Source organism: Photobacterium panuliri, assembly GCF_059920555.1.
On sequence record NZ_CP197193.1, the window covers coordinates 655,099 to 671,007 of the forward strand.

19 protein-coding genes and 1 pseudogene are annotated in these 15,909 nt (G+C 42.1%); 11 read left to right on the forward strand and 9 right to left on the reverse strand.

Features of this window, described 5'->3' with window-relative positions; translation table 11 throughout:
* Positions 1 to 136 precede the first annotated feature (136 nt).
* Positions 137 to 646 (reverse strand): DUF2301 domain-containing membrane protein, encoded by a 510-nt coding sequence (locus ACSF8X_RS19145; protein ID WP_047879044.1) that lies wholly within the window; start codon positions 644 to 646, stop codon positions 137 to 139.
* A 259-nt stretch (positions 647 to 905) separates the two neighbouring features.
* On the opposite strand from ACSF8X_RS19145, the gene ACSF8X_RS19150 reads away from it, so the two are divergent.
* From ACSF8X_RS19150 to ACSF8X_RS19175, 6 genes are all read left to right on the forward strand, one after another.
* On the forward strand, positions 906 to 1,496 hold the full coding sequence (locus ACSF8X_RS19150) for an SPOR domain-containing protein (protein WP_240478299.1): 591 nt from the start codon (positions 906 to 908) through the stop codon (positions 1,494 to 1,496).
* 44 nt (positions 1,497 to 1,540) lie between these two features.
* Positions 1,541 to 1,999, forward strand: coding sequence for an ArsR/SmtB family transcription factor (locus ACSF8X_RS19155; protein ID WP_500852026.1), 459 nt, complete (start codon positions 1,541 to 1,543; stop codon positions 1,997 to 1,999).
* 146 nt (positions 2,000 to 2,145) lie between these two features.
* A complete protein-coding gene (gene arsB, locus ACSF8X_RS19160; RefSeq protein ID WP_500852027.1) occupies positions 2,146 to 3,165 on the forward strand; it encodes an ACR3 family arsenite efflux transporter in 1,020 nt (339 codons plus the stop codon).
* Positions 3,166 to 3,383: 218 nt separating this feature from the next.
* On the forward strand, positions 3,384 to 4,379 hold the full coding sequence (locus ACSF8X_RS19165) for a D-alanine--D-alanine ligase (RefSeq protein ID WP_500852028.1): 996 nt from the start codon (positions 3,384 to 3,386) through the stop codon (positions 4,377 to 4,379).
* Positions 4,380 to 4,461: 82 nt separating this feature from the next.
* Positions 4,462 to 4,629: a YhfG family protein gene (locus ACSF8X_RS19170; RefSeq protein WP_500852029.1), complete on the forward strand. Its 168-nt coding sequence runs from the start codon at positions 4,462 to 4,464 to the stop codon at positions 4,627 to 4,629.
* Positions 4,619 to 5,254 (forward strand): putative adenosine monophosphate-protein transferase Fic, encoded by a 636-nt coding sequence (locus ACSF8X_RS19175; protein ID WP_500852030.1) that lies wholly within the window; start codon positions 4,619 to 4,621, stop codon positions 5,252 to 5,254. Before ACSF8X_RS19170 ends, ACSF8X_RS19175 begins: the two co-directional genes overlap by 11 nt.
* A gap of 97 nt (positions 5,255 to 5,351) precedes the next feature.
* Here ACSF8X_RS19175 and ACSF8X_RS19180 read toward each other — a convergent pair whose 3' ends face one another.
* The 3 genes from ACSF8X_RS19180 to ACSF8X_RS19190 form a co-directional block, all read right to left on the reverse strand.
* A complete protein-coding gene (locus ACSF8X_RS19180) occupies positions 5,352 to 6,323 on the reverse strand; it encodes a tyrosine-type recombinase/integrase (protein ID WP_500852031.1) in 972 nt (323 codons plus the stop codon).
* Between the two features lie 217 nt (positions 6,324 to 6,540).
* The gene (locus ACSF8X_RS19185; protein ID WP_047879037.1) at positions 6,541 to 7,065 is read right to left on the reverse strand and encodes an ATP-dependent zinc protease family protein; all 525 of its coding nucleotides are present in this window, start codon (positions 7,063 to 7,065) and stop codon (positions 6,541 to 6,543) included.
* A gap of 79 nt (positions 7,066 to 7,144) precedes the next feature.
* On the reverse strand, positions 7,145 to 7,750 hold the full coding sequence (locus ACSF8X_RS19190) for an HAD family hydrolase (RefSeq protein WP_500852032.1): 606 nt from the start codon (positions 7,748 to 7,750) through the stop codon (positions 7,145 to 7,147).
* Positions 7,751 to 7,868: 118 nt separating this feature from the next.
* Between ACSF8X_RS19190 and yciH the strand changes: the two genes are divergently transcribed.
* Positions 7,869 to 8,192 (forward strand): stress response translation initiation inhibitor YciH, encoded by a 324-nt coding sequence (gene yciH, locus ACSF8X_RS19195; protein WP_047879035.1) that lies wholly within the window; start codon positions 7,869 to 7,871, stop codon positions 8,190 to 8,192.
* Between the two features lie 411 nt (positions 8,193 to 8,603).
* Positions 8,604 to 9,638: pseudogene (locus ACSF8X_RS19200) on the forward strand (ISNCY family transposase); the annotation flags it as partial.
* Positions 9,639 to 9,784: 146 nt separating this feature from the next.
* Here ACSF8X_RS19200 and ACSF8X_RS19205 read toward each other — a convergent pair.
* Together ACSF8X_RS19205 and ACSF8X_RS19210 are read right to left on the reverse strand one after the other, a co-directional pair.
* Positions 9,785 to 10,261, reverse strand: a complete 477-nt coding sequence (locus ACSF8X_RS19205; RefSeq protein WP_500852033.1) for a hypothetical protein — start codon at positions 10,259 to 10,261, stop codon at positions 9,785 to 9,787.
* A gap of 2 nt (positions 10,262 to 10,263) precedes the next feature.
* A complete protein-coding gene (locus ACSF8X_RS19210) occupies positions 10,264 to 10,530 on the reverse strand; it encodes a hypothetical protein (protein WP_500852034.1) in 267 nt (88 codons plus the stop codon).
* A gap of 523 nt (positions 10,531 to 11,053) precedes the next feature.
* Between ACSF8X_RS19210 and ACSF8X_RS19215 the strand changes: the two genes are divergently transcribed.
* The 3 genes from ACSF8X_RS19215 to ACSF8X_RS19225 all read left to right on the forward strand — a co-directional run bounded on the left by ACSF8X_RS19215 (position 11,054) and on the right by ACSF8X_RS19225 (position 14,265).
* Complete coding sequence (locus tag ACSF8X_RS19215) at positions 11,054 to 11,464, forward strand: hypothetical protein (protein ID WP_500852035.1); 411 nt, start codon at positions 11,054 to 11,056, stop codon at positions 11,462 to 11,464.
* 119 nt (positions 11,465 to 11,583) lie between these two features.
* Complete coding sequence (locus tag ACSF8X_RS19220; protein ID WP_500852036.1) at positions 11,584 to 11,889, forward strand: hypothetical protein; 306 nt, start codon at positions 11,584 to 11,586, stop codon at positions 11,887 to 11,889.
* 930 nt (positions 11,890 to 12,819) lie between these two features.
* Positions 12,820 to 14,265, forward strand: a complete 1,446-nt coding sequence (locus ACSF8X_RS19225; protein ID WP_500852037.1) for a tyrosine-type recombinase/integrase — start codon at positions 12,820 to 12,822, stop codon at positions 14,263 to 14,265.
* Positions 14,266 to 14,324: 59 nt separating this feature from the next.
* Here ACSF8X_RS19225 and ACSF8X_RS19230 read toward each other — a convergent pair whose 3' ends face one another.
* The 3 genes from ACSF8X_RS19230 to ACSF8X_RS19240 are packed head-to-tail and all read right to left on the reverse strand — an operon-like array spanning position 14,325 to position 15,908.
* Entirely contained in the window at positions 14,325 to 15,065 is a 741-nt protein-coding gene (locus ACSF8X_RS19230; protein ID WP_500852038.1) for an alpha/beta hydrolase family protein, read from the reverse strand.
* Positions 15,066 to 15,080: 15 nt separating this feature from the next.
* Complete coding sequence (locus tag ACSF8X_RS19235) at positions 15,081 to 15,203, reverse strand: hypothetical protein (RefSeq protein WP_276203191.1); 123 nt, start codon at positions 15,201 to 15,203, stop codon at positions 15,081 to 15,083.
* Positions 15,204 to 15,260: 57 nt separating this feature from the next.
* Positions 15,261 to 15,908 (reverse strand): glutathione S-transferase family protein, encoded by a 648-nt coding sequence (locus ACSF8X_RS19240; RefSeq protein WP_500852039.1) that lies wholly within the window; start codon positions 15,906 to 15,908, stop codon positions 15,261 to 15,263.
* Position 15,909: the final 1 nt, after the last annotated feature.

Consider the following 15,909-nt stretch of genomic DNA (forward strand, 5'->3'; position numbering starts at 1 on the left):
CCATTCTTGTTTTGTCTGTCTGAGGCAGGTGTAGGAGCTGTGATCATGCGCTGTTTTCAGGTGAATAGGCGGAGGCGGGGGATGAATCGTGGACAGCATGGGTAAGAAAAAGGCACGGAGACCGTGCCTTTATCGGTTAGATTTGGTATCGGGATTTATCACCGATGTCGTAATGCAAAGGCATGCGCCATTTTGAAAAGGCAGCAACCGCCAGCAAAATCGCACCCGTCATGCTGAAAGCGATACTGATTTGCTGTTGGTCGAACACATAGCAGAACCAGAAACCACCCAAAGCGACAGGGGTCACTAACAGAGCCTTTAACTGGAAGCAGAAGTACTCTTTGATTGTCAGTGCACTAAACGCAAACAGGGCCGCACCCATTGCTAGCGGAGACCATAAGCCCATCAATTGCCAGCAGGTAGCAAACAATGCGCTACCCAGAATTAGCCAGCGGAAGCGTTTGTCGTAGATATGTACCGTGGTGGTGGCGAGTAACGCTGCAATGACCAAGGCTGTTGTCGCGGCTTGGGTTTCCCATGCCAAAATTGAGAGGATACCAGCCGAGGCAGTAAGCGCAGAGCGATAGAGTAAGACTGTGAGTTTATCAAGGAAGTCCAATTCGCACTGAATGTGAGGATCGGCCATAGTTTTCTCCAAGTAGGTGACCATGATTGGTCTATTTTACGCTGTTTTCTTGTGACAATGAGCTGATAGTTATTGATCTATATAAAGGTTAGGGTTGAATGGGTTAAAAAGTGACGGCAAAATGTAGGTTGCCAAGCTATTTCAATGAGTCCGTAGTGTAAACATCTGTGGTATTTTTTGAACTGACTCGGGAATATAAAGGTAAGTTCAAACCTGTCTTGATTTCCAAGTATGGAGATCACTTGTGATACATGGTGTTATGAGTAAAAGTGGGGATGGACGAGAAGGTAAATCGTTTTTATTTGGCAGATTAACAATGAAAAAAATAGCCGTACTCGCTGTGGCTGCGGTCTTGGCTGGATGTGCTTCAGATGACCAGACTCAGCTATTGTCGTCTACATCAGAAATGACGTACAGTGATGAGCAACAAGAAGCAATTATTGGTTCGCAGGAAGCCGTTGATACAGATATCGTGCAGACAGCACCACCATCGACTGTTGTTGAAGAGGTTGTAACGGAAGAAGAGGTTATAACGCCTGTAGAAACCGTACCACAACAGCAGGCTGAAACGCACTCTGGTTATACTATTCAGGTACTTGCTTTAAGCCATAATAAAGGATTTGTTTCTTATATGAAGAATCTTCCTTTGGGGCAACCTGTATGGATGAATGAGAAGGATCTGAAGGGTGCGCCTTGGTATACCTTGCTATATGGTCAGTTCGCGACGAAAGACCAAGCGCGTAATGCATTAAAAGCCTTACCACAATCCGTTCGTGAAACGGGACCATTTATTCGCAGTTTAGAAGAGATCAGCTCATCTAACTCACCAACACTGACTCGCATGAATTAACTGTTCATTGTGAATAGGACAAGCACCGCTAAGGCGGTGCTTTTTTGTATCTGTCACAACGCATTTATCGTCATTGCTTTGTAATTAATTTCTATATTTCTGGAAATTTTAGTTCCAACCTTGATCATTTCAATAATTCTTGTAATATTGAACTTATGAACAGAGACCAAGCAACAGTAATATTCGATTCACTATCATCAGGCATACGTTTGGATGCATGGCGGTTATTGGTGAAGGCAGGAAAAACCGGTTTAGTCGCTGGGGAAATGGCGAAACAGATGGATGTTGCGCCTAACTCTTTGTCTTTTCATTTAAAAGCAATGCTTCATGCGGGATTAGTCTCGGTTGAACAGCAGGGGCGTTTTCAACGCTATCGGGCCAATATCCCGGTAATGATGGAACTGATAGGTTACCTAACTGAAGAGTGCTGTGGCGATGATACGTCAGAGCAATGCCATCCTAGCCATTTAAAAACCGATGCAGATCACTGCTGTGAAAAGTGACATCTAGCAAGAATACAGTGGCCTTGCCTGAATCTGGTTGACAGTAACAGGTTGTAGGTAAGAACTGCAGAAGATAAACAGGCGCTAAAACTTCGATAGTGCTTGTTAGCTTCTTGCACCCTAAAAATGAGAGAGGAGCCCAAATCATGGGTGTTTTTGAACGATTTTTGAGCGTATGGGTTGGCTTGGGAATGCTACTGGGTATAACCGGTGGGGTGATGTTCCCTGAGGTATTTTCATTTCTGGGTAGCTTGCAATATGCGCAGATCAACATGGTCATCGCGGTATTAATATGGCTTATGATATATCCAATGATGATGCAGGTGGATTTTTCATCGATAAAGCAAATTCACCGGCGGCCTAAAGGGCTAGTTGTCACGATAGTGATTAACTGGTTGGTCAAACCATTCACTATGGCACTCTTGGCGGTGTTGTTCATGCGCTATATATTTGGCCCTTGGGTAACCCCAGATCTCGGTGAGCAATATATTGCCGGGATGATTTTGCTAGGCGTTGCTCCTTGTACAGCGATGGTTTTTGTCTGGAGCCAGTTAACCAAAGGCGATGCCAACTATACCGTTGTTCAAGTTGCCCTGAATGACTTGATTATGGTCGTGGCGTTCGCTCCGATTGCTGCTTTCTTGCTTGGTGTTACGGACGTTACCGTGCCGTGGGATACCCTGTTGTTATCTGTCTCATTGTTCGTGGTGATCCCGTTAGTCGCCGGTGCTATGACGCGTCATTTTGTTCGTAATCAGCAGAAGCTGGGGACGCTTTCAGCGAAATTGAAGCCTTTCTCAATTATTGGTCTGGTAGGGACGGTGATTTTATTATTTGGTTTTCAGGCTGAAACTATTATTGCTAACCCTGTAGATATTGTACTGATTGCTATTCCGCTTCTTATTCAAACGTACCTGATTTTTGCTGTAACCTATGTGTGGATGAAAAAGTGGAAGCAGCCGCATAAAGTGGCGGCACCCGGTGCGATGATTGGAGCATCTAATTTCTTTGAATTGGCAGTCGCCGTGGCGATCAGTCTGTTCGGTATACATTCTGGTGCAGCGTTGGCTACCGTGGTCGGGGTCTTGGTTGAAGTGCCGGTCATGTTATCTTTGGTTGCCTATGCCAATCGAACCCGAGATCAATTTGCTGTCGAAACGGCGTAGTTACTAACGGCGATTCTGGCAAATCATGTTAAAACCGTGAGCTATTGTCTCACGGTTTTTTACATTGATGGATATATAAACTAATCAGTGGCAAAAAGACGAAAGAAATCACTAATAAACTAGATATTAGATGCAAGCAACCCCAGTTTTTTATTACTATAGAGAAAATATTGATTTAGCTGGCTGCGGTAGTCAGTGAATAACAACAAGGGATGATAATGAGCTCAATCCACGTATTACTCCTGTGTGGCGGCGGTAGTGCTGAACACGAAGTATCATTGGTATCCGCCAACTACATCGAACAACAGCTTCAAGAGATTGAAGGTATCCACTATACCCGTATCGAAATGAACGATAAGGGATGGATGAACGCTGACGGTGAGTTGTGTCGATTGAATTTGGATCGCACCTTGGTACAGGGTACTAATAGCAGCATTGTTGATTACGTTATCCCATGTGTACACGGTTTCCCTGGCGAGACCGGTGATCTACAGTCATTTTTGGATATGGCGGGTTTGCCATATTTAGGTTGTGGTGCTGAAGCTAGCACAAACTGCTTCAACAAAATCACCACTAAATTGTGGTTTGATGCGTTAGGTATTCCAAACACACCGTACGTTTTCTTGAGCGAAAACAGTGTAGAGGCTCATCAGCAAGCTGCAGAAGCCTTTGATACTTGGGGAAAAGTGTTCGTGAAGGCGGCCTGCCAAGGCTCATCAGTAGGTTGTTACCGTGTCACAGAAAAGGCAGAGTTGGCAAAGGCCGTCGATGACGCATTTACATACTCAGACCAAGTGTTGATTGAGAAAGCGATCAAACCTCGCGAGCTTGAGATTGCAGCCTACCAGTACGGCGACGAATTGGTGATCACCAAGCCGGGTGAGGTATCTTGCCCAGAAGACAAGTTCTACAGTTATGAAGAAAAATACAGCGCGGCAAGTGCTTCTACAACTTCCGTTGAAGCTGGTAATCTGACTGCGGATGAGATTGAAGCAATGCGAACCTATGCTCGTAAAGCGTTTGTTCATATGAAGCTTAAGGATCTGTCTCGTATTGATTTCTTCATGAGTGAAAATGGTGAAATTTTGCTTAATGAAATCAATACCTTCCCTGGTATGACACCGATTTCAATGTTCCCTAAGATGCTGGCGCATCATGGCCATGATTTTAAGGCCTTCCTAGAGCAAGCCATTCGCTTGGGATGTAAAGCATAAAAATAGAAAAGCCGGGTGTGATATCCGGCTTTTTCATTTCTAGGTATACTCAATACGGCATAGAGCGATTAGACAGGCTAAAATGTTAACAGAACAGCAGAAACACGCCCGCTTCAAACAATTGCAGGCTCGTAATTATAGAGCCAGTTTGAAACTTGAAGGCATAGAAATTATGGCAGAGCAGGCGACTGTCAAAGGCGATACTGAAGCTGAACAGATAGCCAATCTGAAGAAGCAATATGAGCGATAAGTACGGCGTTGAACACGATCCCGATTGTTATCCGGGATCTACGGTACTCAAAAATTTGCTTGCTATTCATGACGAGCAGGAGCTCGAAAGGGCTGAGCGAGACTTTACCCGAGTACGAGCAGAACACTTCGAACCGGATTTTGATCGGTTTAGCCTCGAATACCTCAAACAAATTCATTACACACTTTTTCAAGACCTCTACGCTTGGGCCGGGAAAATCAGGCAGGTTGATATTACCAAAGGGGAGACAAGGTTCTGCCATTGGGTGAATATAGAAAAAGAAACCGATAAATTACTGATGGCACTGGCTAATGAAGATTACCTGCAAGGTTTATCGCTGAGTTCATTCATAGAACGTATTGCTCATTATTACTGTGAACTGAATGTCGTCCATCCATTTCGAGAGGGGAATGGAAGAGTACAGCGGATCTTCTTTGAAATATTGGCGATTAATGCTGGCTATGAAGTCTGCTGGGAAAATATCCAATTAGATGAATGGGTTAACGCCAATCAAAAAGGGTATTTTGGGGATTTATCGCCTTTGATTGAATTGTTTGAGCGGATTACCCAACCTATAGATGAGTCGGGATTTACCCATGATCATTGGGGGGATTCTCCGCAGTAGTTATCAAATAAGGAATAGAAAACAATAGCCATACTATCCTAATGCACTATAACTTTATATTTAGTATTAAGACAAACAATCATCACACCTTACAAAATTAGCGCTCCCAAGGTTTGTCTTTCACATACTTCTTAATTTCCTGATCGTGCTTGTCCGATTTACCTATGTACTGAGCCGGCATAGCAGGGCTCTTCCATCGTCCTTGCTCTTGAATATCAGATAAAGATAACCCGGCATCGGCTAAATCTTTTGATGCTCCCACTCGTGGTGATTGGCCTGAGAATAGTTCATTATCTGACAAGCCAAGCTCACTGCTGGCTCTACGAAAAACACGGTAAATAGAAGAGTGATCCATCGCCTTATCCCCAACATTACCGTGACGGTCAATTCGACGAAATACGACATCATCAAAAATGGCACCGATAACAAGCCACCGTTGTAGGGCCTTTGACGACACGTTGCTAAGTGCAATTGTATGATTGCCTACACTAATATCAATAAGCCCATCATCATGTATGAAAAGATCATCGACACACAGTGCTGCTAATTCGCTACGCTTGAGCATACCTTCAAACATGACAGCCCAAATCGCACAGTCACGAACATCCTTAGCTTTCGTCGCAACATCATAAACACTCAGTAATTGCTGTAGGTGTTCATCGCGGAACGCAGCGGCATTTTGTTGATCGCTATGTTTATCTGTTTGTTGCTTTCGCATTGCCAATCGTATCTCTGACTTCGCGCAAGGGTCGGGCAGGGAATGGCACCTGTGGACCAGTGAAATGGTTACCACGTAACGCTTTAGGCTTGCTAGCTTCCGCGAGTCAGCCATTTTCTCAATAAAGCGATGCACAGTATCTGCAGTTGCAGGCAGTACAGACACATGTTGTTCTAGGCAAAATTGCAGGAAATTGTTCCAATCATTAGTAAATGACACTAATGTATTTTTTGCATACTGACCCCGGGTGAGCACATTCATCGTTTCAGCATTTTCTAATCGCCGCTGAAATTGCTCTTGGCTTTGAGCACTTAATATAGGATCAGATATAGGGCTGATTTGTTTCGCCATTCGCGAACCTCAGAGAAATGTTTGTTTTCTTAATTATATCATGCACATCAACTCAATAGTCTAGGTCGATGTAATGGAAGCGATTTTATAGGGTGGGAGAGAGCCAACCAAGTAAGCAGCCATCATCAAATAACATAAAAAAACGCCCAATAGGGCGTTTGTTATAAATGCATATCAGCAACTTCACGTTCACACATCTAGAGATGCAATAGACGAGTTAGTCTTCATCATCTGACTTTTCAACGTCAACAATATAGTCACCCATCAGCCAGTTGCGGCCAATCAGCAATTTATAATCGAGTTTACTACGATCTCTTAGGTTTACATTAACCCGCTTATGCTGGCCATTCCAGCCAAGATCCATTTTCACCGCATAACGGCGCTCAACCCCCTGAGCATTGCGAATTTTGCTTACTTTAACAATTTTCCCTTTATAACGCGCTTCTTCGCCTTTTTCGTTTACTGACGTAAACTCAACAGTATGACCAAGATGATCTCTCATGTTTTCACTGTCACTTTCATCACCGATCACTTTGATATCTTTAGCGTTGATCGATGTTGTAGCCGCACCAGTATCAATACGCGCTAGATAATCCAGCCCGAGTTCATGAACTTTGATGGTTTCAACTTGCCCGACGATGGATTTCTCAGCGTGTTGCTTATTGCTGTCGTTGTCAGCATAAGACAGTGGACTACCAACCAAGGAAGCCAATAACAAAGCAGGGAAAATAAATTTCTTCACGAAAACTCCTGAGGTAGCTCTTTATAACGATGAGTATTGTGTCAAATTAGACATGAACAATCGATGAATAAGATAAATTTTAGTTAATATTGAGCAAATTACGAATAGCTTCACAGCTAATCGTTGGCGTTGTAAACAGATAAGTCTGGAATCCAAGGTGTTTCGCGGCAGTTATGTTTGCAGGGCTATCATCGATAAATAGCGATTCTTCAGGATTCAACATAAAACGCTCAGCCAGACGTTTGAAAATTTCAGGCTCGGGTTTTAGCAATAGTTCCTTTCCAGATACCAAGCCGCCATCGAACCAGACATAGAAGCTATACTGTTCATTCAGCTTTTCAAAGAAGGCACTGCTCATATTGGTGAGGAAATATGTACCAAAACCTAACGCAATAACTTGATCTACAAGCGTTTCAGTTTCAGGAATAATCGTTAATGTAGACTGAATATGTTCAATAAAATCACCGATCCTCGCTTCAGACATTCCAGTTCGTAGCGCAAAGCGAGGGATAACTTCTGCCATTAACATCGTACCGCGATCCAGGGCCAGCCAGTCGGGGTGATGAATGACATAGTTAAGCAGTATTTGCCGCTCATTGGTGTCTTCGGTGAATGATTCTACGATTTTGCTAGGATTCCAGTGCAAAAGTACCGCGCCAAAATCGAAAATGACGTTTCTTATCATAACTGTTTCCGTTTCAGTACCTATTATTGATAATATTGGGGTATGGGTAATACGCAAATGAGAACCTTGAAGTTATTACCTTGCTCACAAATCAAAGAAAACCAACGAGATTTTATCGATGAACGACAACAGCCGCTTAGTATTCTCAACGGAGACTGGACGCATTAAAGAAGAGAAGCCAGCACCAAAGCGCCCGCAAGGTGATGGTATCGTCCGCGTGCAACGCCAAACTAAAGGTCGTAAAGGCAAAGGCGTCTGCATTGTTACGGGCCTAGACATGGAAGACACAGAACTAAAATTGTTGGCGGCAGAGCTTAAAAAAGTTTGCGGCTGTGGCGGTTCTGTCAAAGATGGCACTATCGAGATTCAAGGCGACAAGCGTGATGTCATCAAAGCTGCGCTAGAGAAAAAAGGCCACACAGTAAAATTGGCAGGCGGCTGAGTCAAAACCTGTTATTAACGATAGCCAATAGAAACCCCAGGCAAAGGCTTGGGGTTTTTCTTAAGATAATTTGAAGATTCGAAAAACTGACAATGCCTGCGAAGTCAGATTTACTAAACTGCTAATTATCTACTTTATGGTAAATACGCATTATGGTTAAATTGGATAGCGTTGATACGTGTTCATTATCCCAATGCAAACAAGGGTAGTGACTTATAAACCAATAAGATAGAAACCATAGATTAGATATTACCTCCGCAAACCTTATTTAACATAAGGTACATAATGCGCACTAAGGGTGTAGAAACCCGTTAGAAGTGTCAGGTTTGAGCCAGTTAGAAATGTCATGTTGAACTACCTTCAGAGCTCGGTAATTAACTGTATTCTGGAGCCAATGAGATGTTGCTGACCATGACTGATAACGAATTCTTGAGGATTAAGCTTATCCAGGACGTTTGTGACAAACGGATCACCGGCGTTAGAGCTGCACAGCTCCTTAATTTAAGCGCCCGACAAATTTACCGCTTAGTGCAACGCTTCCTGAAATTTGGTTCTAGTGGATTAGTTTCACTTAAGCGTGGTCGTCCCGGTAATCATCGTCACAATGCAAAATTAAAACTGCGGACACTAGCCATCATCCATGAGTACTACGCTGACTTTGGCCCCACACTAACTCATGAAAAGTTAGCTGAAGTTCATGGTGTTCACATCGGATTGGAAACCCTTCGCCAATGGATGATTGCTGATGGGCTTTGGGTTCCCCATGCCAAGCGAAAACCTAAGATTTACCAGCCGCGCCACCGACGTGACTGTTTGGGCGAGCTTGTTCAAATCGACGGCTCTCACCATGATTGGTTTGAAGGTCGCAGCGAGAAATGCTGCCTCTTGGTTTACATCGATGATGCCACCGGCCGCCTGATGAACCTGCGCTTCAGCGAAACTGAATCCGCCTTCGATTACATGGTCACTACACGTGAATATATTGACCAACATGGTAAACCGACTGCGTTTTACAGCGATCGTCATGCTGTTTTCCATGTCAGTAAGCGTGATGCGCAAACCGAACGCCTGACCCAGTTCGGTCGTGTTCTTCAAGACCTTAATATCGAGCTTATTTGTGCCAACAGTTCACAAGCTAAAGGCCGTGTCGAGCGAGCCAACAAAACCTTACAAGATCGCCTTGTTAAGGAAATGCGTCTGCAAGGTATCGACACTATTGAGCAAGCCAATACATGGCTCCCCGACTTCATCGCTGATTTCAACCAGCGCTTTGCCAAACCGGCGCATTATCCCAAGGACATGCACCAGCCAGTACGTGAATCGCCCGGCGAAATCGATGATATTTGTACGTGACAAGAACCAAGGAAACTCTCAAAGTCACTGACCTTTCAAAACGATAAGGTTACCTATCTCATTGATCCGTTTGGTGAATCAAGTTCCATCTCGCCCTCTTACCCGATTTCGTCTTCAACGGCATCAACGTTGTTCGATGCCCTCCAGACCACAGCATCCGCAACCGGCAAGGCAAACGAAAAAAGCCCGCGAAACCTATAGGCTTGCGGGCTATTAAATATTTGAAGTAGGTTAAATTTTTAATTGGCAAAATTAAATAAATTTTTTAGATGTGGTTGAACGATTTCTCTTATTCGTATGGCGTGATCGAATCTTAAATTCTCTAACGAAATAGGGTCGTCGTAATAAGTTTTTGCTCCCTCATGAAAATCAAAGAACTCAGAAATAAGATTTGCATTGATACTAACAAGTAATGTATAAAACTTGTTATCCATCACTAATTTCCCTGTCACTGCTAGTTTTGAGACGTTTCTTATGTCTTCATCAATATCTTTTATTATTCCTGGTGAATACTCTCCGCAATGTGAAGATCGTATTTTTTCAGCCCAATGGCATATGTTTTCTAACGAGTTAATTACTTTATTATATTGTTCCCATTTTTCAATCCATATCCTCTCTTTCTTATACTTTGATAATGTGAAATATGCACCGAGTACAGCACCAAGGAAACTACTTATTATTGGTGCTGAAAACTTCAATAACAGTTCAAAGTCCAAGATCAATCCTCCATATGACGAAACATATCTTTGAGTTCAAATACCCACTCATAGAAACTATCGGTATCTCTATTTTTGATAAAAATAGCCATATCATTAAGTAGCCAATAAATACATTCTTCTTGCGTTTGTTCTGATTTGGAATCCTCAACCAAAACATATAAATCACATGCTAGATTTTCTATTTTAATTAACGTTCTATCATCGACACCCCAATATATTAATTCATCTTTTATCTTATTTAAGATGATTTTAAATTCGCTAACCATATATCCTCCTTAATGACATTAAATATAGACTATCATTAAGGTAAGTGATTGAAAATACTGTGTATTTATCCTCTATAGTAATAATGACAGAGAAGGTATGAAATATAAATTAATTACCATCGAATACCCTATCTTTCCACTCCTTACCATCCTGCAAGATGTACTCGAGCTTTTTGAGTTTGGTGAAGATCCCGGTCTTCTGTTGTAGGTGACGGGTACTGTCATCGGCCTTTTACATTATCACACCGGCGAATTGGCAGTTATCAATGATAGTTTTCGATACTTCCTGCCCACGCTGGAACATGTTGATGCAGCACAAACCAAACTTGCGTCCGACCTGCTCGCCTTCATAACCCCAAAGCGGATCCGATCGGTTTGATAAATAGATCTTTGGCCTGCTGGGCAATATCTTTTGATTTCTATATACTGTCGCTTGCGTATTATCATTGCCTAGACAAAAATGTTTTTTGATGAGGTAAGAACTATGAGTGACTCTGTTTATACACAGGGAATATAAGACTACATGGAAATGTTCAGCTGGTTGTTCAACAATTCATCCTGGTTAATGAAAAAACTTCTTGGCAAAAGTACCAAGTGGTTCGAGATTCTTAGTGGTGCCATAATTTGTGTTGCGTCTTTTTCGGTAGTAGCATCTGACGGGGAAGATGTTACGGCAGAATATCATTTACTTTCAAAACAGTATGAGCAATATTATTTAAACCATCATTTAGGTGATGCAATGGAAGTAGCTCTTAAGCAGTTGGATATGGATCCAAGTGATTCAGTTGCTTTTTTACGGCTAGCATTATCAATCCGTGGTTCATGTGACCAAGTAAAGCAGTATTACAGTCAATATGGTTCAATGAATCAGTTCAAAGATATAACAGTTTTAGCAAAGAAAATCATTCAGAAAGAGTGCGGTATAGACTTGTGAGTTGTGCCTAAAGGCATCAAGATGACTGGTTATACTCAGCAGTTTTTGCTTGGAATATAGTGCGCTGGTGAATTTATTATGGCGCACCTTATGCCCGGCGCTATACCTTAGGAGTTAAAATGTACAAAGAGCCTTGGTGTGATATCAAAGAATTTCCTACTCGCCACGCAGAATCATTAGTCTCTGAATTGATAACTGAATTCTATGATCAAAATGTTGATTTGATTAAGTCTAGTATTGAGCTACTAGCAAAGAGAGAGGATCAAGATGAAATACTTATTACTACCGAAGGTAAGTTTTATATTATTCATCTAACTTGGTCAGGCAGGTCAGAGCAAGCGCCTTACCCGATAACTTCATGCTATGAATCTTGGGAACAAGTTTTGGCTCGTTTGAGCAGTGACTCGGAGCAATACGAGGCATAAGCATAGCAAGTCATCTTAAGTGCCCGCTGAATTATCCGTTTTTTTCGTATGGCTATTAGATTGAAGCTGTTAAGTTTATAGTGGTTTTATATTTTTACACTGTTTGCAAAGTAACTGCGATATCTTGATAAAATACCATTAAAACAGTGACTTATAACAAAACCCACCAATAGCTATGTATATTCATACACTTCTATAGTCACCTCATATCAAAACATCCCCTATTCCATCGTAGTGAGCGGCACTTGTTGTGAATGAATTTCACACATATCGATATAAAATCATCCAATTCACACGCCGGCAATCCACTTGTGACGCTGTCACACTTTTATCATTTAGGATTTAATAGATGGTTGGGCTTATAAATAAACTCAACAGATGCTTATTGTAGAACAGAGAGATTAGTTCTATAGGTAAGTTACACAGATGACGTTGTTGAGTATAAAAAATATGCCTAACGAGTTTTGTCTATCTACTCAATCACTTTCCCTCTCGGCGTTGGGCAATTTTACATTTCAAACTGACTCAGCATACCTGAAAGATCGCGTGATCTGTCATGATCGCTTGATTGATCTTAAGAGATACAAACAAAGATCGAAGTGTCATGCATCAATGGGAAGTTGTGGCAACCACACAATTTTCATCTTGTGCAATCTGGCACTCACGCGAACTCTGTTGGTGTCCCATTGTATAAGAAGAAATGTGTCTAAATAGCACCATAATAAACAAAACTCAAAATGAGTAGCTAACCTCATAGTCATGATCTTATATTCTCTGTTATGGCTAAAATTGAATATTGTTTATTTGCCTTTAATCTTCAATTAATTAAGCCCTATTCTGTTTTAACTTAATTATGTATTTTATCTATTACGTGAGGATATTATCTTATATAATATCTCTTATAGCAGATAATATATTCCTCATTATTTTATGTCAGCGCTCTATAATAATTACCAACTCCCTGTATCGCTTAAAACTGGCTCTGCAGTGGGTCGTCATATCAGTCGTATTCATGAAGCCGTATCCAATCCGGCACTGAGTTATATCAACTCGTTGGCTGCGACCAATACGACCGGCGGCCGGGCAAATGCCCGATTTATGCTTGAGCGGTTTTGTCGATTTCTCATTGGTGGCTCGGTAAACAAAATGGATTGGCTCGTTCTGCTAACTGACCCAAATTTGACCCAGCGGGCTATCGCTGGTTTTCTTCGATACAAAGCACAACAAAAAGCGTTTTATACTGGTCGTAAAGTCGATGTGGAACAACCTTACCTCAATATGCATTTAACCCCTGTTATTGAAGGTATCCATGCTGTTGCTCGGGCGGCGATAAATGCTGGCTATCTTACTGAAAGCCAATGGGCACAATCTGTTAGTCAATTATCAAAATCAGATCTTGATGGCATTGAACCACTAGAATACGGCTGGCTACCTGAATCAATGCCCGCTTTTACTCCTGTTAGCGGTGAGGATGAGATAAGCCTAACCGCTCATCAGGCGCTAGAAGGTTTTAGCACATTTTGTATTACTTCGTGCATCCACCGTTTTGATTGGGATGGCTTGCTCACGGCCCCCGTCGTCAAGGCAACGATTAGTGAGTACCTTGATCAAGGTGTAATTTTGAACGGTGAAAAAGAAAGAGACTACAGCCCTGCTACCGCAGACAATTTGTTTCGAATGATCAGAGGTGTGGCCGAACACCATTGGTTAGCGGAGAATATTACTGTTGAGCGCTTACAGAGAATCAAGGCCATCAAACTTCCAAGAGGCTCACGAAAAACATCGGGGCGATATATCAGCTATCAAGATCTCGATAAGATACTGAATATTGCTAGCACCCACCCTAACCCAGTTCGCGCAATACGAGATCAAGCAATCTTTTCAGTCTTGTATGAAACCGGTTTACGTCGTTCTGAAATTATATCGCTGTCTATGGGATGTATCGATTGGAGCCGTGGCTGTATTAATATTATCGGTAAGGGTAACAAAGAGCGTAATATCTATTTTGATCAAAATGGTGAGATGATCGAAAAACTCAATAATTGGTTATCAGTGCGCAATAGCATTATGACTACCGATACGAATATTGCGAAAGAACCCATTTTCTGCGGGATTTCAAAATCCAAAGTACCCACAGGAAAGAAGATCAGCACCCAAACAATCAATGATATTTGTAAATGGTTAAGCCAACATGGATTTCATCGGACTATCTCTCCGCATGATTTTCGACATTCATTGGCGACAAATTTGCTTAGCCAAAATTTCGACTTGCTCTCTGTCAGCCAAGTGCTTGGCCACAGTTCTCTATCCACAACACAGCGTTATGACCAACGTGGTGAAGAGTCGTTAAGACAAACTATTGTAAGGCGAATTTAGTAATTTCGTGACGTTGTCACTGATGTTGGTGAGTATCGGCTTTAATGAGTTAATGGGATTTACTCGTTCTGCTCAATTTTCTGTAGTACAGAAGAAATCACAAACTCATTAAGGAAAATATCGTGGTCGCCAGTAATTTCATCGTACTTCACAGTCTTATTGTGCTCTTTCAGTTTATTAACATAATTGACGCTCAGATATGGTTTCGTGACCGGATCATCACTACCACAAATAACATGAATATCAGTGCGATCAGAAATATATTGAGTTAACTCTATCGGTGAGGTTCTCTTCAATTTTCCCCAGAATAGTGGATACTTTAAATATCTCAACATATCCCTACGCCAGGGGTTTATGTCTGATGGGCACGATACGATAATCGCCGAATGAGCAATATCCGGATAGTAAGCAATTAGCTTTCCTGTTATAGCTGCACCACCTGAATGGCCAGCAATTATGACCTTTGCCGGATTAAAACGTTGTTTGAGTAGCTCTATGGCGGTGGCTAACTGTTGGATTCTTTTTCGATCGTAATTATCGCCAACGGTAAAACCACGCCGACCGCTTGATTTATGCCCTTGCCCATCTTTATAACCAGGCCGAAGTAAACCGACAGCAATAACATGGTTCGCGTTATCCGCAATCATTCTGGCAAAAGTATTCTGATACGAGGCAGGTCCAGTGGGACAATCACCATGAATAGCTATAACTAGAGAGCAAGGTTTACCTCCTCCCTTCTGATAGATTTTGGCAATTGTGGTTTGTTCATCAACCTTAAGTTCAACAAATTCACCCTGCACGTTTAACCTCTCTACTTAGTTGGCTATCGTATCAGCACGCTTTTCTTTGCTTGTTACCTTGGGGATATAAAAGCCACAAGCCTCCCGTTTGGCGGTTGTTGGCATTTCCCATGCACCGCATAGATCTTTCGTACTCATTTTAGTACGTGAAAAATGGCGGCACTTACCGCATGTTTCCATACGTTTTCCTTATTATTAAATTTCAGCCTTGAATGGTGTCAGATCCATCCCTTCAATTTCGCATACGGCTTTTACGGTTGAATGTTCACTCATACGTTTTAAATACCCAGCCAAGTGTGGGAATGTAAACGGCGATCTCGCAACAGGTAATGACCATTCAGCAAGCATAAACAAAAAGAAGTCACAGGCTGAGATCTCGCTGCCAAGCAGATATACATTGTCAGCAAGTTGGTCATCTATGATTGATAGTGATTCGGCTATACGCTCGTCTTGTGCCGCAATAAGTGCCGGTATGCTTTGCTCATCCTTTATATTACGATGCGGGTAATAGCGAACCATCAGTTGTGGTTGCAATGTATTATTCAAGAATGCCAGCCACTGATAAAACAATGGTCTTTTGGGTGATCCCAGCGGGGGGATTAATTGATACTCAGGATGTTGATCACAGAGGTGGATACAAATAGCAGCGCTTTCGAAAATAGGCTGGCCATTATCAACCAACGTTGGAATCCGCCCTGCCGGATTAAGTTTCAGATATTCGGGTGATTTATGCCAATTTGATTTTTTATCAACTAAAACAAGATCATAGTCAAGTCGCATATGATGAAGAAGAAAATGTGGAGCCAAACTTGCGTTATTCGGATAGTAGTAAAGCTGATACATG